Annotated in this window: 21 protein-coding genes; 6 read left to right on the plus strand and 15 right to left on the minus strand. The window is 71.2% G+C overall.

Features of this window, described 5'->3' with window-relative positions:
• Positions 1 to 84: 84 nt before the first annotated feature.
• The 12 genes from ACWCP6_RS16500 to ACWCP6_RS16555 all read right to left on the minus strand — a co-directional run bounded on the left by ACWCP6_RS16500 (position 85) and on the right by ACWCP6_RS16555 (position 14858).
• On the minus strand, positions 85 to 1311 hold the full coding sequence (locus tag ACWCP6_RS16500) for an MFS transporter (protein WP_450933134.1): 1227 nt from the start codon (positions 1309 to 1311) through the stop codon (positions 85 to 87).
• 180 nt (positions 1312 to 1491) lie between these two features.
• Positions 1492 to 1779, minus strand: coding sequence for an RNA polymerase-binding protein RbpA (locus ACWCP6_RS16505; RefSeq protein WP_210719133.1), 288 nt, complete (start codon positions 1777 to 1779; stop codon positions 1492 to 1494).
• A gap of 294 nt (positions 1780 to 2073) precedes the next feature.
• Complete coding sequence (secG, locus tag ACWCP6_RS16510; RefSeq protein WP_450933135.1) at positions 2074 to 2310, minus strand: preprotein translocase subunit SecG; 237 nt, start codon at positions 2308 to 2310, stop codon at positions 2074 to 2076.
• Positions 2311 to 2479: 169 nt separating this feature from the next.
• Positions 2480 to 3256 carry a triose-phosphate isomerase gene (gene tpiA, locus ACWCP6_RS16515; protein WP_450933136.1) on the minus strand — a complete coding sequence of 259 codons (777 nt, stop codon included), beginning with the start codon at positions 3254 to 3256 and terminating at the stop codon, positions 2480 to 2482.
• A gap of 7 nt (positions 3257 to 3263) precedes the next feature.
• Positions 3264 to 4475, minus strand: coding sequence for a phosphoglycerate kinase (locus ACWCP6_RS16520; protein WP_450933137.1), 1212 nt, complete (start codon positions 4473 to 4475; stop codon positions 3264 to 3266).
• A gap of 111 nt (positions 4476 to 4586) precedes the next feature.
• Positions 4587 to 5594, minus strand: coding sequence for a type I glyceraldehyde-3-phosphate dehydrogenase (gene gap, locus ACWCP6_RS16525; RefSeq protein ID WP_450933138.1), 1008 nt, complete (start codon positions 5592 to 5594; stop codon positions 4587 to 4589).
• 203 nt (positions 5595 to 5797) lie between these two features.
• Complete coding sequence (locus ACWCP6_RS16530; RefSeq protein WP_450933139.1) at positions 5798 to 8746, minus strand: M14 family zinc carboxypeptidase; 2949 nt, start codon at positions 8744 to 8746, stop codon at positions 5798 to 5800.
• 331 nt (positions 8747 to 9077) lie between these two features.
• Complete coding sequence (gene whiA / locus ACWCP6_RS16535; RefSeq protein ID WP_450933140.1) at positions 9078 to 10067, minus strand: DNA-binding protein WhiA; 990 nt, start codon at positions 10065 to 10067, stop codon at positions 9078 to 9080.
• Complete coding sequence (locus ACWCP6_RS16540; protein ID WP_450933141.1) at positions 10058 to 11119, minus strand: gluconeogenesis factor YvcK family protein; 1062 nt, start codon at positions 11117 to 11119, stop codon at positions 10058 to 10060. The genes whiA and ACWCP6_RS16540 overlap by 10 nt, the downstream gene beginning before the upstream one ends.
• Entirely contained in the window at positions 11116 to 12099 is a 984-nt protein-coding gene (gene rapZ / locus ACWCP6_RS16545) for an RNase adapter RapZ (RefSeq protein WP_450933142.1), read from the minus strand. Before rapZ ends, ACWCP6_RS16540 begins: the two co-directional genes overlap by 4 nt.
• Entirely contained in the window at positions 12096 to 14183 is a 2088-nt protein-coding gene (gene uvrC, locus ACWCP6_RS16550) for an excinuclease ABC subunit UvrC (RefSeq protein ID WP_450933143.1), read from the minus strand. The genes rapZ and uvrC overlap by 4 nt, the downstream gene beginning before the upstream one ends.
• Positions 14184 to 14324: 141 nt before the next feature.
• A complete protein-coding gene (locus tag ACWCP6_RS16555; protein ID WP_450933144.1) occupies positions 14325 to 14858 on the minus strand; it encodes a hypothetical protein in 534 nt (177 codons plus the stop codon).
• Positions 14859 to 15370: 512 nt separating this feature from the next.
• On the opposite strand from ACWCP6_RS16555, the gene ACWCP6_RS16560 reads away from it, so the two are divergent.
• The gene (locus tag ACWCP6_RS16560; RefSeq protein WP_450933145.1) at positions 15371 to 16318 is read left to right on the plus strand and encodes a hypothetical protein; all 948 of its coding nucleotides are present in this window, start codon (positions 15371 to 15373) and stop codon (positions 16316 to 16318) included.
• A gap of 70 nt (positions 16319 to 16388) precedes the next feature.
• On the opposite strand, the gene ACWCP6_RS16565 is transcribed toward ACWCP6_RS16560, so the two are convergent.
• Positions 16389 to 16835: a Rieske (2Fe-2S) protein gene (locus ACWCP6_RS16565; protein WP_450933146.1), complete on the minus strand. Its 447-nt coding sequence runs from the start codon at positions 16833 to 16835 to the stop codon at positions 16389 to 16391.
• 143 nt (positions 16836 to 16978) lie between these two features.
• Here ACWCP6_RS16565 and ACWCP6_RS16570 point away from each other — a divergent pair, with 143 nt between their 5' ends.
• Both ACWCP6_RS16570 and ACWCP6_RS16575 read left to right on the plus strand, forming a co-directional pair.
• Entirely contained in the window at positions 16979 to 18037 is a 1059-nt protein-coding gene (locus ACWCP6_RS16570) for a LacI family DNA-binding transcriptional regulator (protein ID WP_450933147.1), read from the plus strand.
• Entirely contained in the window at positions 18034 to 18981 is a 948-nt protein-coding gene (locus tag ACWCP6_RS16575; RefSeq protein ID WP_450933148.1) for a carbohydrate kinase family protein, read from the plus strand. The genes ACWCP6_RS16570 and ACWCP6_RS16575 overlap by 4 nt, the downstream gene beginning before the upstream one ends.
• Before the next feature lie 131 nt (positions 18982 to 19112).
• Here ACWCP6_RS16575 and uvrA read toward each other — a convergent pair whose 3' ends face one another.
• Positions 19113 to 22106, minus strand: coding sequence for an excinuclease ABC subunit UvrA (gene uvrA / locus ACWCP6_RS16580; protein ID WP_450933149.1), 2994 nt, complete (start codon positions 22104 to 22106; stop codon positions 19113 to 19115).
• Between the two features lie 225 nt (positions 22107 to 22331).
• Between uvrA and ACWCP6_RS16585 the strand changes: the two genes are divergently transcribed.
• Complete coding sequence (locus tag ACWCP6_RS16585) at positions 22332 to 23018, plus strand: maleylpyruvate isomerase family mycothiol-dependent enzyme (protein WP_450933150.1); 687 nt, start codon at positions 22332 to 22334, stop codon at positions 23016 to 23018.
• A gap of 51 nt (positions 23019 to 23069) precedes the next feature.
• Entirely contained in the window at positions 23070 to 23726 is a 657-nt protein-coding gene (locus ACWCP6_RS16590; protein ID WP_450933151.1) for an MBL fold metallo-hydrolase, read from the plus strand.
• A 175-nt stretch (positions 23727 to 23901) separates the two neighbouring features.
• Here ACWCP6_RS16590 and aroQ read toward each other — a convergent pair whose 3' ends face one another.
• A complete protein-coding gene (gene aroQ, locus ACWCP6_RS16595) occupies positions 23902 to 24375 on the minus strand; it encodes a type II 3-dehydroquinate dehydratase (RefSeq protein WP_450933152.1) in 474 nt (157 codons plus the stop codon).
• 183 nt (positions 24376 to 24558) lie between these two features.
• On the opposite strand from aroQ, the gene ACWCP6_RS16600 reads away from it, so the two are divergent.
• On the plus strand, positions 24559 to 25842 hold the full coding sequence (locus tag ACWCP6_RS16600; RefSeq protein WP_450933283.1) for an MFS transporter: 1284 nt from the start codon (positions 24559 to 24561) through the stop codon (positions 25840 to 25842).
• Positions 25843 to 25873 lie beyond the last annotated feature (31 nt).

Consider the following 25873-nt stretch of genomic DNA (forward strand, 5'->3'; position numbering starts at 1 on the left):
ACCCGCGTACGTACAGTGCCCCGCTGCACCCCCAACCTAATTGATCAGGGACCGGTATGAGCCCTCTGTCCGCTGTCGGTGGAGTCAAGACCCGGCACCGTCCGGCTTAAGGCCAGGTAGCAGTGCGATGACGGCACACCCGAACAGCGCTGCCGTGAGGAGCGGCGGCGTGTTCGGTCCCCACGCGGCGGCGACGGCCCCGCCGAGCACGGCGCCCACCGGGGCGCCGCCGATCGCCAGCGTGCGATAGGCGGAGCTGGTGCGGCCGAGCATTCCCTCGGGGCTGCGTTGCTGCATCAGGGTCACCTGGTTGACGTTCCAGACCATGCCCATCAGCCCGAAGACCGCGAGTGCGGCGGTGAGAGCGGCGACGCTCCTGATCGTACCCATGGCCAGCAGCGCACCTGTCTGGACGAGCCCGGCCAGGAGCACGCTGCGTATCCGGCCGATGCGTGCCGCGAGCGGCCGTACCAGCACTCCCCCGGCAAGGCTGCCCACGGCGTACGCGGTCATCGCCGCCGCGTAGCCCGCGTTGCCCGCGTGGAGCCAGCGGGTCGCCAGCAGGACCAGAGTGGCGATCAGGGCGCCCATGCCGACGTTGCAGAGGGCGGTGGCCACGCACAGACCGCGCAGCGCACGGTCGCGCCACAGCGCGCGCATCCCGTCCGCCGCCTCGGCGCGCAGGGTGCTCCCGGTGGGGCGCGGCCGCCGTGGCGGCGCGGAGGGAAGGGACGCCACGAGCGCGGCGGCCGTCAGATAGGTCGCGGCGTCGACGGCGAAGGGCGCCGCGGCTCCGGCGGCGAGCGCAAGGGGCACCAGGGGGGTGGCGAGCAGTCCACCGGCGATCTGTCCTCCGGTCTGCAGCCGTGTGTTCGCGCTGCCCAGCGCTTCGGCGTCCACCAGGGCGGGCAGCAGCGCGGTGGCGGCGTTGTCGAAGAGCGTCTGGAGCGTGGTGAGGACGAGGGCCAGGGCGATCAGCAGCCCGATCGAGGCGTGGCCCGTCCCGACGGCCACCGCGAAGGCTGCCACCAGCAGACCGCGCACGAGATCCACGGTCCCCATGGCGCGCCGCTGGTCAACACGGTCGGCCAGTGCGCCGCCGAGCAGCCCGAAGACGATCCACGGCAGATAGCCGCAGGCCGTCACGGAAGCGATGAGCAGGGGGTCGTCGGTGAGCGAGGCGGCGAGGAGCGGCAGTGCGGCCGTGCGCAGCGCATCACCGAAGCGGGAGAGCACGGCGGCCGTCCACAGCCTGCCGAATCCCCCGCGCCATGCGGGGGCCCGCGTCCCCTCCGTCTGCGTCGCCGCCACAACTCCCCCTTGCTGTCCACCGATCAAGAGGAACCGTAGGCGGCGCCACTGACAGTCGACCCGACAACGGGGCGTATACGACAAAAGCAATGAAGGGTGTGAAGCGGGCCAAGGGCGATGGGGAAGGGGCGCAACAGATCCGGCCGGGCACTCGTCGGTGTCCGGCCGGTCCTGAAATGTCTAGATCTCGCCCCGCAGTTTGGCGAGTGCCTCGGCGAGGATCGCCTCGCCGTCCGCGTCGCTGCGGCGCTCCCGCACATAGGCGAGGTGCGTCTTGTAGGGCTCGGTGCGCGGGGGGGCCGGCGGGTTGTCCCGGTCCTGACCGGCCGGGAAGCCGCAGCGCGGGCAGTCCCAAGTATCGGGCACCTGCGCGTCGCTGGCGAAGCTCGGCTGCGTCTCGTGCCCGTTCGAGCACCAGAAGGAGACGCGCAGCCGCGGCGCGGACTCGCCGCGCTCGGCCTCGCCCATCGGCCCAGCCCCGACCCGACTTCCTCGGATCGCGTTGCCACTTGCCACGGTGTAACTCCCTGCGTGATGGTGCCGCGAAACGAGTCGGCGTGTCGCTTCGCTGCGGGCGCCTCAGTCTACGTAAGGCCCAACGCGCGTCCAGTGATTGGAGTTACACCCCACCCCTCAGACGCAAGCCCCATGATAGGCCGCGCCGGTGGCGCGTACCCAGCATGGGGCCTTATCCGAGCTTTATATGGTCGGATCCGCACTGTGTGACGGCAGATCCACGCTCTGTGCCGGCGGTGTGCGACGTCAGGCGTTGATCTTCATCAGGACGCCGAGCACCACGATGCACGCGAACCACAGCACACCGATCACGATGGTGATCCGGTCCAGGTTGCGCTCGGCGACGGAGGAGCCGCCGACGGAGGACTGCATGCCGCCACCGAACATGTCGGAGAGGCCGCCGCCCTTCCCCTTGTGCATCAGCACCAGCAGCATCAGCAGCAGGCTGAAGACGATCAGGGCGATCGAGAACCCCAAAACCACGGCTGGACTCCCTTTCCGAGGTCTCCTCGGATCTTGATGGACGACGAGGGCCGAGGCTCAGCTTCTGTGAGCTCCGGCCCCCGCAAGGGTACGACGGATCGCCGTCACCGCATACTCGCGACGTGTCGTATCGCCGCCGGGACGCCCCGTATCGGAGCGCCCCTCCGCGTCACTGGTCGCGGAACCGGACGATCTTGACGAATTCGTCGGCGTCGAGCGAGGCACCGCCGACGAGCGCACCGTCGATGTCGGGCTTCGCCATGATCTCCGCGACGTTCCCGGCCTTGACCGAGCCGCCGTACTGGATCCGGACCCGGTCGGCCACGTCCTGCGAGTACAGCTCGACGAGCTTGCCTCGGATGGCCGCGCAGACCTCCTGGGCGTCGTCGGCGCCGCAGACCTTGCCGGTACCGATGGCCCAGACCGGCTCGTAGGCGATCACTACGGACTCGGCCTGCTCGGCGGAGACGTCCTTCAGACCGCCCTCGACCTGGGTGAGCGTGTGCGTGACGTGGTTGCTCGCCTCACGGACCTCCAGCTCCTCGCCGACACAGAGGATCGGGGTGAGGCCGTGCTTGAACGCGGCCTTCACCTTGGCGTTGACGATCTCGTCCGTCTCGTTGTGGTACTGCCGGCGCTCGGAGTGGCCGGCCGCCACGTACGTGCACTTCAGCTTGGCCAGCATCGGGCCCGAGATCTCACCGGTGTACGCGCCGGAGTCATGGGCCGAGATGTCCTGGGCACCGTACTTGATCTTGAGCTTGTCGCCGTCGACCAGGGTCTGCACCGAGCGCAGGTCGGTGAAGGGCGGCAGGACCGCGACCTCGACGGCGTCGTAGTCCTTGTCGGCCAGGGCGAAGGCAAGCTTCTGGACGTGGGCGATGGCCTCGAGGTGGTTGAGGTTCATCTTCCAGTTGCCCGCCATCAGCGGGGTACGGGTAGACATGTAGGGGTCAGTCCTCCAGTGCGGCGAGGCCGGGGAGCGTCTTGCCCTCGAGATATTCGAGGGAGGCGCCGCCGCCGGTCGAGATGTGGCCGAATGCCTTCTCGTCGAAGCCCAGGGTGCGCACGGCCGCGGCGGAGTCGCCACCGCCGACGACCGTGAAGGCCGGCGAGTCGATGAGGGCCTGGGCGACCGCCTTGGTGCCCTCGGCGTAGTCGGGGTGCTCGAAGACGCCCATCGGGCCGTTCCAGAAGACGGTGGCCGCGTCGGCGAGCTTCGAGGCGTAGAGCTTACGGGTCTCCGGGCCGATGTCGAGGCCCTCCTCGTCCGCCGGGATGGCGGTCGCGGCGACGGTCCTCGGGTTGGCCGGGGCCTTGGTCTTCAGGTCCGGGAACTCGGCCGAGACCAGCACGTCGACGGGGAGCAGGAACTCGACACCGCGCTTCTCGGCGCGCGCCAGGTACTCGAGGCAGACCGGGACCTGGTCCTCCTGGAGGAGGGAGATGCCGACCTCGTGGCCCTTGGCCTTGAGGAAGGTGTAGGCCATGCCGCCGCCGACGAGGATGCGGTCGGCCTTCTCCAGGAGCTGGTCGATCACGCCGAGCTTGTCGGAGACCTTGGCGCCGCCGAGCACGACGACGTAGGGGCGCCCGACCTCCTCGGTGAGCTTCTTCAGCACGTCGACCTCGGCCGCGATGAGGTAGCCCGCGTAGTGCGGGAGGCGGGCCGGGAGGTCGTAGACCGAGGCGTGCTTGCGGTGGACGGCGCCGAAGCCGTCGCCGACGTAGACATCGGCCAGGGCGGCGAGCCGGTCCGCGAAGGCACCGCGCTCGGCGTCGTCCTTGGAGGTCTCGCCCGGGTTGAACCGGAGGTTCTCGATCACCGCGATCTGGCCGGGCTGCAGGCCGTCCACCGCGTCGTGCGCGGCGGGACCCACGGTGTCCTGGGCGAAGGCGACCGGCTTGCCCAGGAGCTCGCCGAGCCGCTCGGCGGCGGGCAGCAGCGAGAACGCGGGGTCCGGGGCACCCTTGGGGCGGCCCAGGTGGGAGGCGACGACCACCTTGGCGCCGGCCGCGGTGAGTGCCTTGACGGTGGGCAGGACGGCACGGATGCGGCCGTCGTCGGTGATGCGGCCGTCGGCCAGTGGCACATTGAGGTCGGCACGGACGAAGACCCGCTTGCCGTCGACCCCTTCGCCGAGAAGTTCGTCGATCGTCTTCATGGAGTGACTCCTAGGTTCTGCTCTGTACGCGCAACAGGGTCCGGACTGCGCGGCGTTGCGCTGCCCGGACCCTGGTGCTCACATCGAGGTGCCTGCCGTATCAGCTACGGATCAGAGCTGGCCGCCGACGAAGACGGTCAGGTCGACGAGGCGGTTGGAGTAGCCCCACTCGTTGTCGTACCAGCCGATGACCTTCACGTTCTTGCCCTCCTGGACCATGGTCAGGGAGGAGTCGAAGGTGCAGGAAGCCGGGGAGTTGACGATGTCGGAGGAGACGATCGGGTCCTCGGTGTACTCGAGGATGCCCTTCAGCTCGCCCTCGGCGGCCTTCTGGAAGGCGGCGTTGATCTCTTCCTTGGTGACCTCGCGGCCGAGCTCGAGGACCAGGTCGGTCACGGAGCCGGTCGGGACCGGGACGCGCATGGCGATGCCGTCCAGCTTGCCCTTCAGCTGCGGCAGGACCAGGGCGGTGGCCTTGGCGGCACCGGTGGTGGTCGGGATGATGTTCTCGGCGGCGGCACGGGCGCGGCGCAGGTCCTTGTGCGGGAAGTCCAGGATGCGCTGGTCGTTCGTGTACGCGTGCACGGTCGTCATCAGGCCCCGGGTGATGCCGAAGTTCTCGTCGAGAACCTTGGCCATCGGCGCCACACAGTTGGTGGTGCAGGAGGCGTTGGAGATGACGTCGTGCTGCGCCGGGTCGTACTTGTCCTGGTTCACACCCATGACGATGGTGATGTCCTCGTTGGTGGCCGGAGCCGAGATGAGGACCTTCTTGGCGCCGCCGGCAAGGTGCTTGGCGGCGTCGTCACGCTTGGTGAAGATGCCGGTGGACTCGATGACGATGTCGACGCCCAGCTCGCCCCACGGGATGTCGGCGGGGTTGCGCTCGGACAGCACCTTGATGGTGCGGTCGTCGACGGTGATGGTGTCCTGCGTGTGCGACACCTCGGCCTTGAGGCGGCCCAGGATGGTGTCGTACTTCAGCAGGTGGGCGGTGGTCGCGGTGTCACCCAGGTCGTTGACAGCCACGATCTCGATGTCTGCACCCTGCTCCAGCAGCGCGCGGAAGTAGTTACGACCGATGCGGCCAAAGCCGTTGATGCCTACGCGGATCGTCACGAACCGATCTCCTCGTTAGGTACGCGCCGGTTTTCGACGCCGGCGAGTTGTATGGGATGTCCCCGACCGCCTCCGACCCTACCTCCCCGGGGCCCCGTCAGTGACATCGAGCAGGGCCCGGAATTGCACGGCGACCCGTACCAATGAGTAGGGGTACGGGCCGCCGATGGCCGGTGCCGTCCTTACGCAGGGTGAGCGGTTGCTCAGTGTCGAATTGCGGCGAGTGCCCTGCCCATCAGCGTGGCGCGGTCGGCTGCCGTGGCCACGTGCTCGAAGCCGAAGCCGAGGAGCACGCTGTCGTGCGTGGTGACCGCGGCGTACGGCCGGTAGAGCTCGCCCGTGCGGGTCCAGTCGCCCGGGATGTCCGGACTGCCGGGCGGGGCGGGCGCCGCGGCCCAGGAGCCGAGCGAGGTCTCGAAGCCCTCGCTGTCGCGCACCTGGCCGCCCACGACGAGCCGTGCGTCGTCGGCGAACAGGCCCCTCCCGCCGGTGGACGGGTCGGTGATGGAACTCAGCGACACCTCGACCTTGTTGCCCGCGTACGCGCCGAGGTCGAACGCGGTCTGCCGCCAGCCGCCGGACGAGCCGGTGAAACTGTTCCAGGCGCCGCTGGTGCCGGTGGCGGTGCAGCCGTCGGCGGACGGGGTCAAGTAGTGGCGCAGGAACGGGTGGGCCGCGACGAGAAAGCCCGCCCCGCACTCCTCGGGGACCTTCGCCTGCGAGCCGCCGTTCCGGTCGGGGAGCGTCGTCCAGTCCTCGGCGCCGACCGTGTGCGCCTCCAGGACGCCGTGGTCGTAGCCGGGCTCCTCGTCCCAGTTGAGCGCGAGGCGCAGCTCGGGGGCGTCGGAATCGGAGACCCCGGTCAGGTCGAAGGTCCGGGTGAGCCGCTTCCAGTCCAGGTCGGCGTGGGTCGCGGAGGCCATCCCCCGGCCCGCGAAGGGGGCGTAGGGATTGCTGATCCCGGGATAGGAACCCGCGGGTGCGCTCGCGAACTGGGGGAACGAGGCCGCGGGCAGGTTGTCGGAGGTGACGGTGTAGCGGCCCGCGGCGTCGAGCGGATCGTCGGAGGCGCCGGCCAGCCCGACGCCGTCACCGGCGAGGGCACCGCTGCCGGCGAAGGCGTCGGGGTCCGCCGCGGAGAGGCGTTCGTAGGCGCCGAGGTAGTACTGGGAGAAGTCGTCCGACAAGGCCCGTCCGAGGTTGATGTCGCCGCCGGCACGCTTGCCCGCCTCGATCAGCCTGCCACCCTCGTTGAGGTAGTCGCGCAGGGCCAGCGTGGTGGGCGCCCCGGGGGCCGAGGCTCCGGTGTAGTGCACGACCGTCGAGAAGTGCGACAGGACGCCGAGGGGGTGCGGGACGCCCTGGGTGGCCACGTCCCAGACGGCGGCGGCGCGGCCGTTGGCCTTCAGCGCGTCGACGTACTCCTGCACGTGCCGGGCCTTGGCGCCCTCCTCGGCGACAACGAGGGTGGATGCCTTGGGGCGGTCGGCGACGGTGAACGTGAAGGGGGCGCTGGAGGTCCGTCCCTTCGCCGTGCGCCCGGTGAACAGGACCTCGACCTTGTCGCCCGCGCGCGCGTGCGGGACGGTGGCGCGGTACTCGTCGAAGTGGAGGTTGTCCTCTCCCCCGTAGGTCCTGCCGCCCTTCCAGGCCTTGAGGTCCTTCGTGTGCGGGGAGCCGCCGTTGATCCGGTAGACGAGCCGCTTGTCGCGGACCGCCTCGCGGACGGTGACGGCGACCTTCTGGTCCGTCCCGTGCGCGTACGACGTCGTGAAGGCGTCGGGCGTGAAGTCGGGAGCCGCGATACCGGGCACGGAGACCGGCAGGTCGGGGTGCGCGGCGGTCTCGGCGACGGCGACCGCGAAGGGGACGTTCTTCTTGAACTCCTGCTCGATCAGCTTCTCGTCGTCGGGGAAGGTGAAGACGGAGGCGCAGTCCTGGGGCCGCCAGGCGTCGTCGGGGTCGACGGCGGACGCGGTCTGACAGGTCGACATCTCGGGGGTGAACATCGACGTGCCGTTGACGTTGGCGGCGTGTCCGTCGGCCTCGCCGTTGGTGGTGTACAGCTCGGACGACAGCTGAGAGCGGTAGCCGGGGATCGCGGGCTTCTCGGGGGTTCCGGCAAGGGCCTTGTAGAGCACGTCGTCGGGGGTCGGTGTGGCGACCTGCCAGCCGACGCCGTAGAGCAGCAGTTCGGCGGCCGAGTGGTAGTTGATGGCGTAGGCGAAGTGGATGCGCTTCTCGAACCGGTCGAGGTCCCGGGTCTCGGGCTCCGACATGGGCGAGGGGCCGCGGTAGGTCTCGCTGGACGGGTCCGGTGACGAACCCTCGTTGTCGTAGCCCCACTTGTAGGCGAAGTTGCGGTTGAGGTCGACGCCGTCGCCCGCGGTGATCCTTCCGTCGCCGTCCACGTCGCGCAGGTTCTTGCGCCACTGCCGGTCGCCGTCGGCGGCGTGCGTGTAGTCGTAACCGTCGGGGTTGGCGGAGACGACGAACCACAGCTCGGTGGAGTCGACGAGCTTTCTGATCCGGCTGTCCTTGGCGTAGTTGTCCAGGTAGTAGTGCATCAGCCGCCGCGTCATCTCCGTGGTGATCCACTCGCGGGCGTGCTGGTTGGACAGGTACAGCACGGAGGGGCGGGAGCCGTCCTTGGTCGTCCTGGCGCCCTTGGTCAGCTTGAGGGCGAGGATGTCCTGGCCCTTGAGGGTCTTCCCGATGGAGACCGCCTTGGCGAGGCCGGGGTGGGCCCGGGCCGCGGCGAGGATCTCCTCCTTCAGACCGCCCTTTCCGCCGTACGGCCGGAAGACGTGGTCCGACGCGACGGCGGCGCGCCGTTCGGCCGCGGCCGGAACCGTGTGCCGGGCGAGGCGGATGCCCTGCCCGCGCAGCCTCCTGGCCTGGGCGTCGGTCAGATAGAGCTCGACGCGGGCGGTGCCGTGCGCGGGTACCTGGGCGGCGAGTTCGTCGGGGTCCTGCCCCGCCTCGACGAGCAGCGGTACCTGCGCCTTGGTGATGTCGGCCCGGTAGACGTTCACATGGCCGTGGTCGGCGGCCGGGGTTCCGGCGGGTTCGGCGTGGGCGAGCGGTGCGATGGCGGCGCCGCCGAGGAGCAGCGCGCCCGCGGCGAGGATCGATCTCGCTCTTCGTCTCATGAGCTCCCCTTGCAGTTGTCCGGCACGTTCAGTGCGCGGACGCCAGGCTTGTCACCGGACGTGATCATGTCAATATGCTTTTCGGGCAGTCCCGGGAATTCCGGGCAGCGCGAGGAATGCCGGACACAAAGAGACATCCGCCGATGCCTGGAGGGGCATCAGCGGATGTCTACGTGCGCGGGGCGGCGCCTTCAAGGCGACCCGCCAGCCGTCAAGCCCGATTGACGCGAAGGGGCCAGCGGGGCGGACCGCCGCACGGGCCGGACGGCCGTCGGGTCTGCGGCGGCGGACAGCAGGGAACGGCCGGTGGGCCGCGGAGCACTGTCGGCGGTCAGCCCGCCAGGTTGTCGGCCATCTCCTCCGTGAGGTTGGACTCCGTACCCGGGATGCCGAGGTCCGACGCCCGCTTGTCGGCCATCGCCAGCAGACGGCGGATACGTCCCGCGACGGCGTCCTTGGTGAGCGGCGGGTCGGCGAGCGCGCCCAGTTCCTCGAGGGAGGCCTGCTTGTGCTCCATGCGCAGCCGCCCGGCCGCCGCGAGATGCTCGGGCACCTCGTCGCCGAGGATCTCCAGGGCACGCTGCACCCGTGCGCCGGCGGCGACGGCGGCACGGGCCGAGCGGCGCAGGTTGGCGTCGTCGAAGTTGGCGAGGCGGTTGGCGGTGGCGCGGACCTCGCGGCGCATCCGCCGCTCCTCCCAGGCCAGCACCGACTCATGGGCGCCGAGCCGGGTCAGCAGCGCGCCGATGGCGTCGCCGTCACGGACGACGACGCGGTCCACGCCGCGCACCTCGCGGGCCTTCGCCGCGATCGACAGCCGACGGGCGGCGCCGACCAGCGCGAGCGCAGCCTCCGGGCCCGGGCAGGTCACCTCCAGGGAGGACGAGCGGCCGGGCTCGGTGAGCGAGCCGTGCGCCAGGAAGGCTCCGCGCCAGGCCGCCTCGGCATCGCAGGTGGCCCCCGAGACCACCTGCGGGGGCAGACCACGGATCGGGCGCCCGCGGCCGTCCACGAGCCCGGTCTGGCGGGCCAGCTGGTCGCCGCCCGCCACCACCCGGACGACGTAGCGCGAGCCGCGGCGCAGCCCGCCGGGAGCCATCACGATCAGCTCCGAGCTGTGCCCGAAGATCTCCAGGATGTCCCGCTTCAGCCGCCGCGCCGCCATGGCCGTGTCCAGCTCCGCCTCGATCACGATGCGGCCGCTGACCAGGTGCAGCCCGCCCGCGAACCGCAGGATCGCCGAGACCTCCGCCTTCCTGCAGCAGGTCCGGGTGACGGGAAGCCGGGAGATCTCGTCCTTCACCGCTGCCGTCATCGCCATGGGCCGATCCTTCCATGCATCCGAAAAATACGGTCGTACGCGGCGGCCAGCAGCTCAGGGTCGTGCCTCGGGCTGCCGTCGGGCCTGGCCACCGGGGCCAGCTCCACCGCGGCTCCGAACCGTTGAGCGGCATCGGTCAGCAACTCGCGGTCGGGCACGGCGGCCTCGTCGGCCAGCACCACGTCCAGGGCGAGTTTAGGGGCGTGTCGTGCCAAAACCTCCAAATGACGCTGCGGGGAGAACCCTTCGGTTTCCCCGGGCTGCGGAGCGAGGTTCAGCGAGAGGACCCGCCGGGCCTTGGTCTCCATGAGCGCATCGAGCAGCTCGGGCACCAGCAGATGCGGGATCACCGAGGAGAACCAGGAGCCCGGGCCGAGGACCACCCAGTCCGCGTCGAGGACCGCCTCGACCGCCTCGGGCACCGCCGGCGGGTCGTTCGGGACGAGGTGCACGGACTGCACCTCGCCGGGGGTGAGCGCGACAGTCGCCTGACCGCGGACGGTGTCCACGTCGTCGGGGCGCTGCGGATCGTGCCCGCGCACCAGCGCCTGGAGCTCCAGGGGTACGGCGGACATGGGCAGCACCCGGCCCTGCGCGCCAAGCAGCCTGCCGACCAGGTCGAGGGCCTGGACATGGTCGCCGAGCTGCTCCCACAGGGCCACGATCAGCAGATTGCCGACGGCGTGACCGTTGATCTCGCCCTGCGACTGGAAGCGGTGCTGGATGACGCGGGCCCAGGTCTGGCCCCAGTCGTCGTCGCCGCACAGCGCGGCCAGCGCCTTGCGCAGATCGCCGGGCGGCAGCACGCCCAGCTCGTCGCGGAGCCGCCCGCTGGAGCCGCCGTCGTCGGCGACCGTGACCACGGCGGTCAGATCGCCGGTGATACGGCGCAGCGCGGCCAGCGACGCGGACAGGCCCATGCCGCCGCCGAGCGCGACGACCTTGGGCTGGGCGCCGCGGCGGCGCGCCTTCCCGGCCCGTTCGGGGCGCTCGCCGGGCGCCGGGGGCGTGACGCGGCGCAGCCGGCGCAGCCGGAGGGTACGTCCGGTCATTCGCGGCCCATGTCCCGGTGCACGACGACCGTCTCGACGCCCTCGGATGCCAGGCGGGCGGCGAGCTTCTCCGACATGGCGACGGAACGGTGCTTGCCACCGGTGCATCCGACGGCGATCGTCACGTACCGCTTGCCCTCGCGGCGGTAACCGGCCGCGATCAGCTGGAGCAGCTCGGCGTACCGGTCGAGGAACTCCTTGGCGCCGGGCTGGTTGAAGACGTATCCGGCGACCTCCTCGTTGAGGCCGGTGAAGGGGCGCAGCTCCGGGACCCAGTGCGGGTTGGGCAGGAACCGCATGTCCACGACGAGGTCGGCGTCGACGGGCAGTCCGTACTTGAAGCCGAAGGACATGACGGTGGCCCGCAGCTCGGGCTCCTCCTCGCCGGCGAACTGCGCGTCCATCTTGGCGCGCAGCTCGTGGACGTTGAGGCTGGAGGTGTCGATCACCAGGTCGGCGTCCCCGCGCAGCTCCCGCAGCAGCTCGCGCTCGGCGGCGATGCCGTCGACGATGCGGCCGTCGCCCTGGAGGGGGTGCGGGCGGCGCACCGACTCGAAGCGGCGGACCAGGGCCTCGTCGGACGATTCCAGGAAGACGATCCGGCGCGTGACGGCCTTGGCCTCCAGGTCGGCCAGGGACTCGCGGAGGTTGTCGAAGAAGCGCCGGCCACGGACGTCGACGACGACCGCGATCCGGGCCACATTGCCCTGCGAGCGGGCGCCCAGCTCCACCATGGTGGGGATGAGCGCGGGCGGCAGGTTGTCGACGACGAACCAGCCGAGGTCCTCCAGGCACTTGGCGGCGGTGGACCGGCCGGCACCCGACATCCCGGAGATGATCACCAGCTCGGGGATCGCCGCCTCGGGATCTACGGCCGCTTCCCCGTTCGTGCCCGTACTCACCTGTTCTCCGTGTTCTGCGCGGACCGCCTCGGTCCGATCGCGTGTGTCGTGCTCTTCGTGTGCAGTGTGCTCGCTCATGGTTCCTGCCCCCGTCGTTCGTCCGAGGCTCCCGCGTTCACGGGCACCTCACCGGACCCCGCGGCCGTCGTGGGTGTGCCGGTCTCCTCGTCATCAATGATCTCTCCGGTCGCCGTGTTCACGGCGGGCGCGGCGGGTGCCGCCCGGGCCAGGACCACCGCAATGGTCTCGGCCGTCTTGCGGCCTATCCCGGGGACCTCGCAGATCTGCTCGACGGTGGCGGCCCGCAGCTTCTTCACCGATCCGAAGTGCTTGATCAGCGCTTGCCTGCGGGTGTCGCCGAGGCCCGGTACGTCGTCCAGCGGGCCCGCCTTCAGGCGCCTGGTCCGCTTGGTGCGCTGGTAGGTGATCGCGAAGCGGTGCGCCTCGTCGCGCACGCGCTGGAGCAGGTAGAGGCCCTCGCTGGTGCGCGGCAGCACGACCGGATCGTCGTCTCCGGGCAGCCACACCTCTTCGAGGCGCTTGGCGAGCCCGCACACGGCGATGTCGTCGATGCCGAGCTCGTCGAGGGCCCGCCGGGCCGCCGCGACCTGCGGCTGCCCGCCGTCGACCACCACCAGCTGCGGCGGATACGCGAACCGCTTCGGGCGGCCGTCCTCGTCCGCGAGGCCGTTGCCCTCGTCCGCGTCCTCGGCGCCCCAGGCCTCGCCGGTCTTCTCCTTCTCCACGAGGTACCGCCTGAAGCGGCGGGTGATGACCTCGTGCATCGACCGGACGTCGTCCTGGCCCTGACCGTGCCAGAGTTGCGTGTCGCCGGCGCGGCCCTTGATCTGGAAGCGCCGGTACTCGCTCTTCCTGGCCAGCCCGTCCTCGAAGACGACCATCGACGCCACCACGTCGTCGCCCTGGAGGTGCGAGATGTCGTAGCACTCGATGCGCAGCGGGGCGCTGTCGAGGTCCAGGGCCTCGGTGATCTCCTCCAGCGCGCGCGAGCGGGTGGTGAGGTCGGATGCCCGCTTGGTCTTGTGCAGTGCCAGCGCCTGCTGCGCATTGCGCTGTACGGTCTCCATGAGGGCCTTCTTGTCACCGCGCTGCGGGATGCGGAGCGACACGTTCGAGCCGCGGCGTCCGGTCAGCCACTCCTGCACCGGCGCTATCGGGTCCGGCAGGGCCGGGACCAGGACCTCCTTCGGTACGGAGTCGCCGCTCTCCTCACCGTACAGCTGCTGCAGCGCGTGCTCGACGAGGTCACCCGTGGTGACGGCCTCCACCTTGTCGGTGACCCAGCCGCGCTGGCCGCGCACCCGGCCTCCGCGTACGTGGAAGATCTGGACCGCGGCCTCCAGCTCGTCCTCGGCGAGGGCCATCAGGTCGGCGTCGGTCGCGTCGGCCAGGACGACCGCGTTCTTCTCCATCGCCTTCTTGAGGGCCTCGACGTCGTCCCTCAGCCGGGCCGCCCGCTCGTACTCCAGCTCTTCGGCGGCCTCCGCCATCCTCTGCTCGAGACGGCGGATGTACGTGCCCGTGCGGCCGGCCATGAAGTCGCAGAACTCCTCGGCGAGTTCACCGTGCTCCTCGGGGCTCACGCGGCCCACGCAGGGCGCCGAGCACTTGCCGATGTAGCCGAGCAGGCAGGGTCGGCCGGTACGGGCCGCGTTCTTGAACACGCCGGCGGAGCAGGTGCGCACCGGGAAGACGCGCAGCAGCAGGTCGACGGTGTCCCGGATGGCCCAGGCGTGGGCGTACGGCCCGAAGTAGCGCACGCCCTTCTTCTTGTGACCACGCATGACCTGCACGCGCGGGAACTCCTCGTTCATGGTCACCGCGAGGTACGGATAGCTCTTGTCGTCGCGGTACTTGACGTTGAACCGGGGATCGAACTCCTTGATCCACGAGTACTCCAGCTGGAGCGCCTCGACCTCCGTCGACACCACGGTCCACTCCACGGAGGCCGCCGTGGTGACCATGGTGCGGGTGCGCGGGTGCAGGCCCGCGAGGTCCTGGAAGTAGTTCGCCAGGCGCTGGCGCAGGCTCTTGGCCTTCCCGACGTAGATGACGCGCCGGTGCTCGTCACGGAACTTGTAGACCCCCGGCGAGTCGGGGATCTGTCCCGGCTTGGGGCGATAGCTGGAGGGGTCGGCCATGCCCACACCCTACTGGCGCGGACCGACACTCCGGGGTCCTGCCCGGACACCGCTCCGGGGCGTCGCCGGTCCGGCCGGAAGGCGGTCGCTCCGGGGCCTACGGGGGCCGGGTCCGCCGTCCGGACCCGGGGCCGACGTCCCCTAGGGACGGGACCGCGGACGACGGCGCAGCAGGGACCGGACGGAGAGGACCAGGGCGGCGAGGGCGCCCAGCGCGGCGATCCCGGAGGCTATGGCCACCGGGGTCCTCGTACCGTCCCCGGTGGGGGTGCCGGCCGGGGCGTCGCCGCCGGTGGTTCCCGGGGCGCGCGTGCGGGCCCGGTCGGGCCGCGAGACGGCCTCGTACCCGGCGTCCCGGCCGGATCGCGGGTGCGCAGGGTCCGGGTGCCCGCCCTGGTGGTGCGCGGGCGGGGCGACGCCGCGCATACGGGCGACGGCCCCTTCCCGGGACCGCACGGCGGCGGCATCGGCATCGGCGAAGGAGCGGGAGAGCCCGTCGGGCGTCCCGGGTACCGCGTCGGCCCGGTGCGCCGTCGTAAACGGGGACCCGGGCGGTCCGGCGGCGCAGGCAAGCGGTGCCCCGGCCCCGAGCAGCAGGGCGGCCACGGCGCCCGCGAGCACGGTCCCTGCCCCACGACGCGTCCATCGCCCCGTACGCTCCGCACGTCGCGTCATGCGGTCGGTACGTCGCCCTGTACGCGCCGCACGTCGTCCCCCGTGTTCCCCGCGCCGTCCCATGTGCCGACCGCACCTCACCCCGTAAGCCGTCCCGCGCCTCGCCCCGTGAGCAGTCCGGCGCGCAGTCCCGTGAACCCCCAACCCGGCCGCGCACGCCGCCCCACGTCCAGCACCGTAGCGCCGCCCCGCACCTGTCCGGCGAACCCGCCGACGGGTCCCGGCCACCGTCCCGCGCGCGGGGGAACCGCTTCCGCACCCACCGTGGGTGCCCATCCGGTCACGCACCGCATCACCGCAGGCGGACGGAGGCATGGAGGAGCACATCCGGACGCCGCGGATGAGCATCAAGTGTTGTCCGGACAAGGTCAACACGCTTCAATGCGGAATGACTTGAGGTCGTGAACACGGGCCCACAGGTGTGAATGCGCGTGCACGCCGGCCGGGGCGACCCCGAGGAATTGCGCGAACGGCCCGACCAGCCGTCGTGGACATTCACAGAGAGGCCCCTCATGCGGCACGGCACACCCTTCGCGGACGCCGCCACGAACGACCTGGAGACGGCACTGCGCGCGGGACCGTTCCACGCCGCGCTCCGCGCGGCGATAGCCGCCCGCGGCCTCTCCCTGCACCGAGTGCAGCACCATCTGGCACGTCGCGGCGTCAAGGTCGGCGTGACGAGCCTGAGTTACTGGCAGCAGGGCGCACGGCGCCCACAGCGTCCCGAGTCGATGCGCGCCGTACGGGCACTGGAGGAGATCCTCCGGCTGCCGGACGAGTCCCTGGTCCGCCTTCTTGTCAGGGCCGAGGACGACCCCGGCACGGAGCGCCCCGCCGCGCGTTCGTACCGGTCCCTGATGGAGGCGTCCGGAGTGCTGGAGAACCTGCTCGCCGACCTGGAGTCGCCGCTCGACGGCGGGCTGCACACGGTCGGGCACCATGAACGCGTGCGCATCGGCCCCGGGCGCGAGCTGCTGGGCCGCGAGTCGCACCAGATCGTGCGCGCCCATCGGGACGGAGTGGACCGCTATGTGGCGATCCACTACGGCGACCCCGGGTGCATGCCGGACCGGATGGCCGTGCACGCCCTGGAGAACTGCCGCACCGGCCGGGTGCGGCGGCACCACGACACCGGGCTGCTCGTGGCCGAGCTGCTGTTCGACGTCCGGCTGGGCGGCGGGGACACCCACTTGTTCCGGTACGCCTTCGAGGACGGCACCGCCGGGCCGTGCACCGAGTACGTGCGCGGCTTCAGCTTCGCGGGCGGCCAGTACACGCTCCAGGTGCGCTTCTCGGACGACGCGCTTCCGGTGCGCTGCCACCGGTTCGCCCAGCAGTCGGCGGCGGCTCCGCGCAGCGGGCGCCGGGACCTGACGCTGAACGGCCCCCACCGATCCGTGCACCTCGTGGAGCCGCAGGTACGGGCCGGGCTCCTCGGGATCGGGTGGGACTGGGACTAGCCGCGGCCCTGCCCGGCCTCCGCGCCGCGGTGCTCCCCCGGGCCCGACCGCGTCGGCCCGCAGGGCCGCGTCAGGCCTTCCCGCCCTCCATGATCTTCCCGCCGTGCACGCTCACCGGGACCTCGGTCAGCGGCACGCTTGCGGGGCCGCCGAGCACCTGGCCGTTCGTGGCGTCGAACTTGCTGCCGTGGCACGGACAGACCAGCTCGGTGCCGCGCAGGTCCCGGATGGCGCAGCCCTGGTGCGTGCAGTGCGTGTCGAAGCCCTTGAGGGAGCCGTCCTTGCCGCGGCTCACCACGACGTTCTCGTTCCGGTAGAGCTTGACGCCGCCCTTGGGCAGCTCGCTCTCGGGGCCCAGCTCGACCGGGGTGGCGGGTCCCGAGTGGCTCTTGCCGTCGTCCGGCGCCGCGCAGGCGGTGATCCCGAGCCCGGCGGCCGGGACGAGGGCCGCCCCGCGCAGCACGGTGCGGCGGGATGCCGATGGGGCGGACGAGGAGGAGGACGAGGGGCCGGGCATGGCTGCTCCACGGTGCAGGGATCGATGGCCCGTCGACGATACCCGGGCCCAGGACGTAAACGTTTGCGCAAGCGTTTACGTACCCGCTGCCCATGCGGTACGTTCCGCTCGACGCACAGAGGCCGGCGACGGGAGGGAGTCCGATGGCGACCATGGCCGACGTGGCCCGGCATGCGGGCGTGTCCGTCGCGACCGTCTCGCACGTCCTCAACGACACCCGGCCGGTGCGCCCGGCGACGCGCCGCGCGGTGCTCGACGCGATCGACGCCCTCGGCTACACGCACAACACCCTGGCCAGGTCGCTGGTGACCGCGCGCACGCAGTCCATCGGCCTGGCGGTGTCGCCGATCAGCAATCCACACTTCACGGACATCCTGCGGGGGATCGAGGAGTCGGCGCTCGCACACGGCTACAGCCTGCTGATCGCCGATCCGCACGACGACCCTGTCCATGAGCGCCGGGCCGTGCGGCTGCTGCACGAGCGGCGGGTGGACGGCCTGATCGTCGCACCGTCGGCCGATCCGTCCGGGCTGCTCGACGACCTCGCCCGGTGCGCCGTGCCGACGGTGTTCCTCGACCGGTTCGTCGACGGCCCGTTCGACCAGGTGGGTGCGGAGGGCGCCGGGCCCGTCGAGGACCTCGTGGGGCACCTCGCGGAACTGGGGCACCGGCGGATCGGGCTGGTCGCGGGCCTGCCGGGCCTGAGCACGACCGCGGACCGTCTGACCGGGTACCGGCGGGGGCTCGCCGGGGCCGGGCTCGGGTACGACCCGTCGCTGGTCGCGAGCGGCCTGTCCGAGGCGGACGGTGCGGCGAGCGCCACCGCCGCACTGCTGGACGTGGCCGCCCCGCCGACCGCGCTGGTCACCGCCAACAACGCGATGACCATCGGCGCGCTGCGGACGCTGCGGGCCCGCGGGCTGTCCGTGCCCGACGACATCGCGCTGTGCTGCTTCGACGACTTCTCCTGGGCCGATCTGTTCGAGCCCCGTCTGACCGCGGTCGCCCAGCCGGGCAGGGAGATCGGCGCGGCCGCCGTACGTCTGCTGCTCGACCGGCTGGCCGCTCCGGAGGCCGCGCCGCGCGCGGTGCGGCTGCCCTGCACGCTCGTCCACCGCACATCCTGCGGCTGCCCGCCGGCCGCCGGTGACCCAGGCCGTCCGAGCCCTGTGTCACCCTTCCCGAAAGGACTCCCCTCGTGATCGTCGTCGCCGGAGAGGCCCTGATCGACCTCGTGCCGGAGGGTCCTCGTGCCGACAGCGGCCTGCCCTCGCTGGCGCCTCGGCTGGGTGGCGGCCCGTACAACACCGCCGTGGCGCTGGGCCGGCTGGGCTCCGTCACGTCCTTCTGCTCCCGGGTGTCGGCCGACCCGTTCGGCGAGGCGCTGCTGGACGGGCTGCGGGAGGCAGGCGTGGACGTGGCGGCCGTGCAGCGGGGCACGGAGCCGACGACGCTGGCGGTCGCCTCGATCGGCGCGGACGGCTCGGCGGGCTACGCGTTCTACGTCGAGGGGACGGCGGACAGGCTGTTCACGGTCCCGGACGCGCTGCCCGCCGGGACACGCGCGGTGTCGTTCGGCACGTGCTCGCTGGTCCTGGAGCCGGGCGCGAGCGCGTACGAGGAGCTGATGCGCAGCGCGTCCGCGCAGGGCGTCTTCACGGCGCTCGACCCGAACATCCGGCCGGGGCTGATCCCCGACGCCGATGCGTACCGTTCCCGGTTCCGCGGCTGGCTGCCGCACACCGGGCTGCTGAAGCTGTCCGAGGACGACGCCGCATGGCTCGGCGGCTCCCCGCAGGAGTGGCTGGAGGCCGGACCGGCGGCCGTGGTGGTGACCCGCGGCCGCGACGGGCTGACGGTTTTCACCCGGGGCGGCGGGGAGTTCGGCGTGCCGGGTTTGCCGGTCGACGTCGTCGACACGATCGGGGCGGGCGACACCGTGAACGCCGCGCTGCTGCACCGGCTCGCGGCGCATGACGCACTCTCCGTGGAGGCGCTGGCGGCACTCGACGAGGCCGCGTGGCGGGACGTGCTCGGGTTCGCGGCGCGCGCGGCCGCGGTCACCTGCTCGCGGCAGGGGGCCCAACCACCGTACGCCTGGGAGCTGGAGGGCTGGGGAACGTCCTGCGGGTCGGGCCGGGCCTGACCCGCAGGGCACCGCCTGCCCCCCGGGGCCCCCGGGGGGCAGGCCTGCGTCCGGTAGTGCGCTCGGGGCGGTGCCGTACAGGCACCGCCCCGAACCGCGTGACACGCGCCCCCGCACGCGGGTGGCGGCCGTCAGGCCTTCCGCGCGCGGGAGGTGGGCTTCTTCGCCGCGGCGGTCGGCTTCGTCCCGGTCGTCGTCCTGGCCGTGGCGGTCTTCCTGGCCGACGACTTCGCCGCGACCGCCTTCCTGCCGCCGTTGCCCTGGGCCCACTCCGCGTCGCTGACGCGCTCGCCGAGGATCTCCCGCAGGAACTTGCCGGTGTGGCTCTCCGGCACTCCCGCGACCTGCTCCGGCGTGCCTTCGGCGACGACGAGGCCGCCGCCGTTGCCGCCTTCGGGGCCCATGTCGACGATCCAGTCGGCCGTCTTGATCACGTCCAGGTTGTGCTCGATGACGATGACCGTGTTGCCCTTGTCGACGAGCCCGGACAGCACCGAGATCAGCTTGCTGATGTCCTCGAAGTGCAGACCGGTGGTGGGCTCGTCGAGGACGTACACCGTGCGTCCCGTGGAACGCTTCTGCAGCTCCGAAGCGAGCTTGACGCGCTGGGCCTCGCCGCCGGACAGCGTCGGCGCGGACTGGCCGAGCCGGACGTAGCCCAGGCCGACGTCGTTGAGCGTCCTGAGGTGGCGCGCGATGGCCGGAACCGCCTCGAAGAAGTCGAGCGCCTCCTCGATGGGCATGTCGAGCACCTCGGCGATGGACTTGCCCTTGTAGTGGACGTCCAGCGTCTCCCGGTTGTAGCGCGCGCCGTGGCACACCTCGCAGGGGACGTAGACGTCCGGGAGGAAGTTCATCTCGATCTTGATGGTGCCGTCGCCGGAGCAGTTCTCGCAGCGGCCGCCCTTGACGTTGAACGAGAAGCGCCCGGGCAGATAGCCGCGCACCTTCGCCTCCGTCGTCTCCGCGAACAGCTTGCGGACGTGGTCGAAGACGCCGGTGTACGTCGCCGGGTTCGACCGCGGTGTACGGCCGATGGGCGACTGGTCGACGTGCACGACCTTGTCGACGAGGTCGTCGCCGTCCACACGGGTGTGCCGCCCGGGGACGTTCCTGGCGCCGTTGAGTTCACGCGCCAGGTGGGTGTACAGGATGTCGTTGACGAGGGTCGACTTGCCGGAGCCCGAGACACCCGTGACGGCCGTGAACACGCCCAGCGGGAAGGACACGTCGATGTCCCGGAGGTTGTTCTCGCGCGCGCCGTGCACGGTGAGCCGGCGCTTGGTGTCGACGGGGCGCCGGATGTCCGGAAGCGCGATGGCCTTCTTGCCGGACAGGTACTTGCCGGTCATCGAGTCGGTGTTCTTCAGGAGGTCGCCCAGCGGTCCGCTGTGGACGACCTTGCCGCCGTGCTCACCGGCGCCCGGGCCGATGTCGACGACCCAGTCGGCGACCTTGATCGTGTCCTCGTCGTGCTCCACGACGATGAGCGTGTTGCCCATGTCGCGCAGCCGCACCAGCGTCTCGATGAGGCGGTGGTTGTCGCGCTGGTGCAGGCCGATGGACGGCTCGTCGAGGACGTACAGGACGCCCACGAGGCCGGAGCCGATCTGGGTCGCCAGACGGATGCGCTGGGCCTCGCCGCCGGACAGCGTGCCGGCCGCGCGGTTCAGGGACAGATAGTCCAGGCCGACGTCGACCAGGAACCGCAGGCGTTCGTTGACCTCCTTGAGGACCCGCTCGGCGATCTTCTTGTCGCGTGCGTTCAGCTTCAGCTCGCCCAGGAAGTCCGCGCAGTCGCTGATCGACATCGCGGAGACCTCCGCGATGGACTTCCCCATGACGGTCACGGCGAGCACGATCGGCTTGAGCCGGGTGCCCTCGCAGGTGGGGCAGGGCACCTCGCGCATGTAGCCCTCGAAGCGCTCCCTGCTGGCGTCGCTCTCGGCCTCGCTGTGGCGCCGCTTCACGAACGGCACGGCGCCTTCGAAGGCCGTCGTGTAGACCCGCTCACGGCCGTACCGGTTGCGGTAGCGCACCTCGATCTGGGTCCTGTGCCCGTACAGCAGGGCCTTCTTCGCGCGCGCGGGGAGGCCCGCGAAGGGGATGTCGGTGCGGAAGCCCAGGGCGTCCGCGAGCGCCCCGATGAGCCGTCCGAAGTAGTCCTTGGTGTGGCCGCCCGACCACGGGTGGATCGCGCCCTCGTCGAGGGTGCGCTCCGGGTCGGGGACGATCAGCTCGGCGTCGACCTCCATGCGTGTGCCGATGCCGGTGCAGTCGGGGCAGGCGCCGAAGGGCGAGTTGAAGGAGAAGGAGCGCGGCTCCAGCTCTTCGAAGGACAGATCGTCGTACGGGCAGTACAGGTGCTCCGAGTACATGCGCTCGCGCTCGGGGTCGTCCTCGGGGAGGTCGACGAAGTCGAGCACGACCATGCCTCCGGAGAGGCCCAGGGCGGTCTCCACGGAGTCCGTCAGGCGTCGCTTGGCGCTGTCCTTCACCGTGAGGCGGTCGACGACCACCTCGATGGTGTGCTTCTCCTGCTTCTTCAGCTTCGGCGGGTCGGAGAGCTGGATGGTCTCTCCGTCGACGCGGGCGCGGCTGTAGCCCTTCGTCTGAAGATCGTTGAAGAGGTCGATGAACTCGCCCTTGCGCTCGCGCACGAGCGGCGACAGGACCTGGAAGCGGCTGCCCTCGGGCAGGTCCAGCACCTTGTCGACGATCGCCTGCGGCGACTGGCGGGAGATGGGGCGCCCGCACTCCGGGCAGTGCGGCTTGCCGATACGCGCGAAGAGCAGACGGAGGTAGTCGTAGACCTCGGTGATGGTGCCGACCGTCGAGCGCGGGTTGCGCGAGGTCGACTTCTGGTCGATCGAGACCGCCGGGGAGAGACCCTCGATGAAGTCGACGTCCGGCTTGTCCATCTGCCCGAGGAACTGCCGGGCGTAGGAGGACAGTGACTCCACGTAGCGCCGCTGGCCCTCGGCGAAGATCGTGTCGAACGCCAGCGAGGACTTGCCGGACCCGGACAGGCCCGTGAAGACGATGAGCGCGTCGCGCGGAAGGTCGAGCGAGATGTTCTTCAGGTTGTGCTCACGCGCGCCACGGACGATGAGACGGTCGGCCACAGCCGGTCCGCACCTTTCTTGAGAGAACGACAGGGGCGGGGCCCCGGCCTTCTCAGACTATGGGGGGCCGCCTCAGCGAGGAACTGGTTGCCGGAATCCCCTTGCCGGAATCCCGGACTACCAAGGATGCCTGATACCGCGGTCGAGCTTATAGCACGTACATTCGATTCGTGGGCCTGGTCGACCACCTTCACCCGAACGTGTGGCGCGGCTATCGTCGGAGCCATGAATGATCATGCGCGTGACCTGGCGTCCGTACTCGACGCGACCGAGCGGCTGCTGACCGCAGCGGCCAAACTGGACAACGCATCCGTGGCCGGTCCGTCACGGCTTCCGGGCTGGACCCGCGGGCACGTCCTCGCACATCTGGCGCGCAACGCGGACGCCCTCGCGAACGTACTCCGGGGTCTGCCCATGTACGCGAGCTCCGAGACGCGGGACGCCGACATCGAGCGGGACGCCCCGCGCCCCCTCGACGCCCAGCTCGCCGACGTGCGCGAGAGCGCGGCCCGCTTCGAGGAGACGGCGGGCGAACCGGCCGACTGGTCCCGCACGGTCGAGCTCCGCAACGGCGTCACCGACTCCGCGTCCCGGGTGCCCTTCCGCCGGCTCGTCGAGGTCGAGCTGCACCATGTCGACCTCGGCATCGGGTACGAGCTGGAGGACCTCCCGGACGCGTTCGTCCAGCAGGAGATCTCCTTCCTCGCCGAGCGCTTCCGGGGCCGCGCAGACCTGCCGGCCGTCACGATCAGGCAGCAGGACGGCCGCACCCTCACCACGGGCGGCCGTGACGACGCCCCGGTCACGGTGACGGGCCACCAGGCGGATCTCCTCGGCTGGCTGTCGGGCCGCCGGGACGGGTCCGCACTGAACGCCTCCGGCGGCCCGCTGCCGACACTGCCGCCCCTGTAGATACGCGCTCCTTGCCGCCACGGTCCGGGACCGCTGAGTAGGCTGACTCCCATGACGTACAGCGGAGCGGTGAAGGTCGGCGGTCCTGCGGATGTCCACGAGCTGCAGGACCTGATGATCTCCAAGGTCGCGGTCGGCCCGATGGACAACAACTCCTATCTGCTGCGCTGCCGGGCCACCGGCGAGCAGCTGCTGATCGACGCGGCCAACGATGCGCACACACTGCTGACGCTGATCGGTGACGACGGCATCACGTCCGTCGTCACCACGCATCGGCACGGCGACCACTGGCAGGCCCTGGCGGAGGTCGTGGACGCGACGGGCGCGCGCACGTACGCGGGACGCCACGACGCCGAGGGCATTCCGGTGACGACCGACGTCCCGGTCGACGACGGCGACACCATCCGGGTCGGCCGCGTCGAACTGACGGCGCGACACCTGGTGGGCCACACACCGGGCTCCATCGTGCTCGTCTACGACGACCCGCACGGACACCCGCATGTGTTCACCGGGGACTGCCTGTTCCCGGGTGGCGTGGGCAACACCCATAAGGACGCGAAGGCGTTCGCGAGCCTCATCCACGATGTGGAGACGAAGATCTTCGACCGGCTCCCCGACGAGACCTGGGTCTACCCCGGGCACGGGAACGACACGACGCTCGGCGCCGAGCGGCCGCACCTCCCGGAGTGGCACGCGCGCGGCTGGTGACACCGGTGCGGTCCGGGGGCGCACCGCCTCCGGGCCGCGCCCCGGCCGGCTCCACCGCCGGCCGAAGTGCCCCAAGTGCCGTGCGCCGTAAGCGAGGTGCATGACGGGCGCACGACGACGGCGCGTCGTCCGGGGCACGCCCCCGGCCGACGGGCCGGCATCGGAACTCCGTCCCTCAGGACGCGGCCGCCACGAGCGCCGCGACCCGCTCCACCGCGAACGCGTACCCCTGCACACCGCAGCCCGCGATCACACCGTCGGCACGCTGCGAGACGTACGAGTGGTGCCGGAAGGCTTCCCTCCGGTGGATGTTCGAGATGTGGACCTCCAGCACCGGCAGCCCGTCGCAGGCGTTGAGCGCATCCAGGATCGCCACCGACGTGTGCGAATAGGCAGCGGGGTTGATGACAATGCCGCAGTGGTTGAGCCGGGCCTCGTGGATCCAGTCCACCAACTCGCCCTCGTGGTTGGACTGCCGGAAGTCGACGGTCCCGCCGTGCGCGGCGGCCGTCCTGGCGCACAGCGCCTCCACGTCGGCGAGCGTGTCGGACCCGTAGATCTCCGGCTGGCGCTGCCCGAGGAGGTTCAGGTTCGGCCCGTTCAGGATCATGACGGGGGCCGTGGCGAGCGAGCGGGTCGGGCGGGTCATGCGTGCCTCCGGTCGGATCGGCGCTTCACCTCCGGGTCGGATCGGCGCTTCAGGGGAGGTCTATCACGCCACCCCCGGTGCGCCGCTCGCCTCCGCGCGCCCCCGTAACCGGCGATCACTGTGGGTAGTTGACGTGGCATGCGCACTGCACACTCCGTATCCGGCCCCGGGGCTCCGCCGTCGATGGTGCGACTCGCGGCCGCCTCCCTTGCCGGGACGGCCATCGAGTTCTACGACTTCTTCGTGTACGGGACCGCGGCCGCACTGGTCCTCGGCCCGCTGTTCTTCCCCACGTTCTCGCCGCTGGCGGGAACACTGGCCGCGTTCGGGACCTTCGGTGCGGGCTTCGTGGCCCGGCCGCTCGGCTCGATGCTGTTCGGGCACATCGGCGACCGCCACGGCCGCCGCCCGGTGCTGATCGTCTCGCTGCTGCTGACGGGCGCTTCGACGGTCGCGGTGGGCTGTGTGCCCACATACGGCTCGATCGGTGTGGCAGCCCCCGTGGTGCTGCTGGTGCTGCGCTTCCTTCAGGGCATCGGCGTCGGGGGCGAGTGGGGCGGGGCCGTGCTGCTCACGGCGGAGCACGCGCCGGCCTCGCGGCGCGGGCTGTGGGCGAGCTTCCCGCAGATCGGTCCGCCCCTCGGGTTCCTGCTGGCCAACGGCATCGTTCTCGCGCTGTCCGCGACGCTCACGGACGCACAGTTCACCGACTGGGGATGGCGGGTGCCGTTCTGGGCGGCCGGTGCGCTGGCCCTGGCGGGGCTGTGGCTGCGCAGGTCGGTCACGGAGAGCCCGCACTTCCTGGAGCTCAGGGACCGCGCGCGCCTGCCGCTCGTCGAGGTGATGCGCGGGCACGGGCGCCTGGTGCTGCTGACCGCCGGCGCGCTCGCGATCGGGTACGCGGTGTTCTACACGGTGACTACATGGTCGCTCGCCTTCGGTACGGAGCGACTGGGAGTGAGCCGTACCGTCATGCTCACCTGCATCATGGCGGCCGTCGTCGTGAAGGCCGCGGTGACGCCGCTGGTCGCACTGCTGGGCGACCGGTGGGGGCGGCGGCCACTGTGCCTGGCCGGCTGCACCGCGACCGTCGTCTGGATGTTCCCGCTGATCGCGCTGCTGGCGACCGGTGAACCGCTGCTGATGTTCCTCGGCTTCCTGGGTGCGCTGCTGGGGTTCATCACGATGTTCGCCGTGATCGGCGCGTACCTTCCCGAGCTCTACGCACCGCGGGTGCGCTGCACGGGTGCGGCCGTCGGCTACAACCTGGGCGGGGTACTCGGGGGTGCCCTCACTCCGATCGTGGCGACGGCGCTGGAGCGGCAGAGCACGGGAGCGCCGTGGGGCGTGGCCGCCTATCTGGCCGGAGTCGGGCTGCTGAGTCTGGGGTGCTTCGCGCTGCTGCCGGAGACCCGTCCGCGGCTCGCTGCGGCGGCCGAGACGGAGGCGGAAGCGGCGGTGGGCTGAGCGGCCCGCGCCCCGCTCCCCCGGCCGGCCC

Source organism: Streptomyces sp. NPDC002004 (assembly GCF_053593975.1).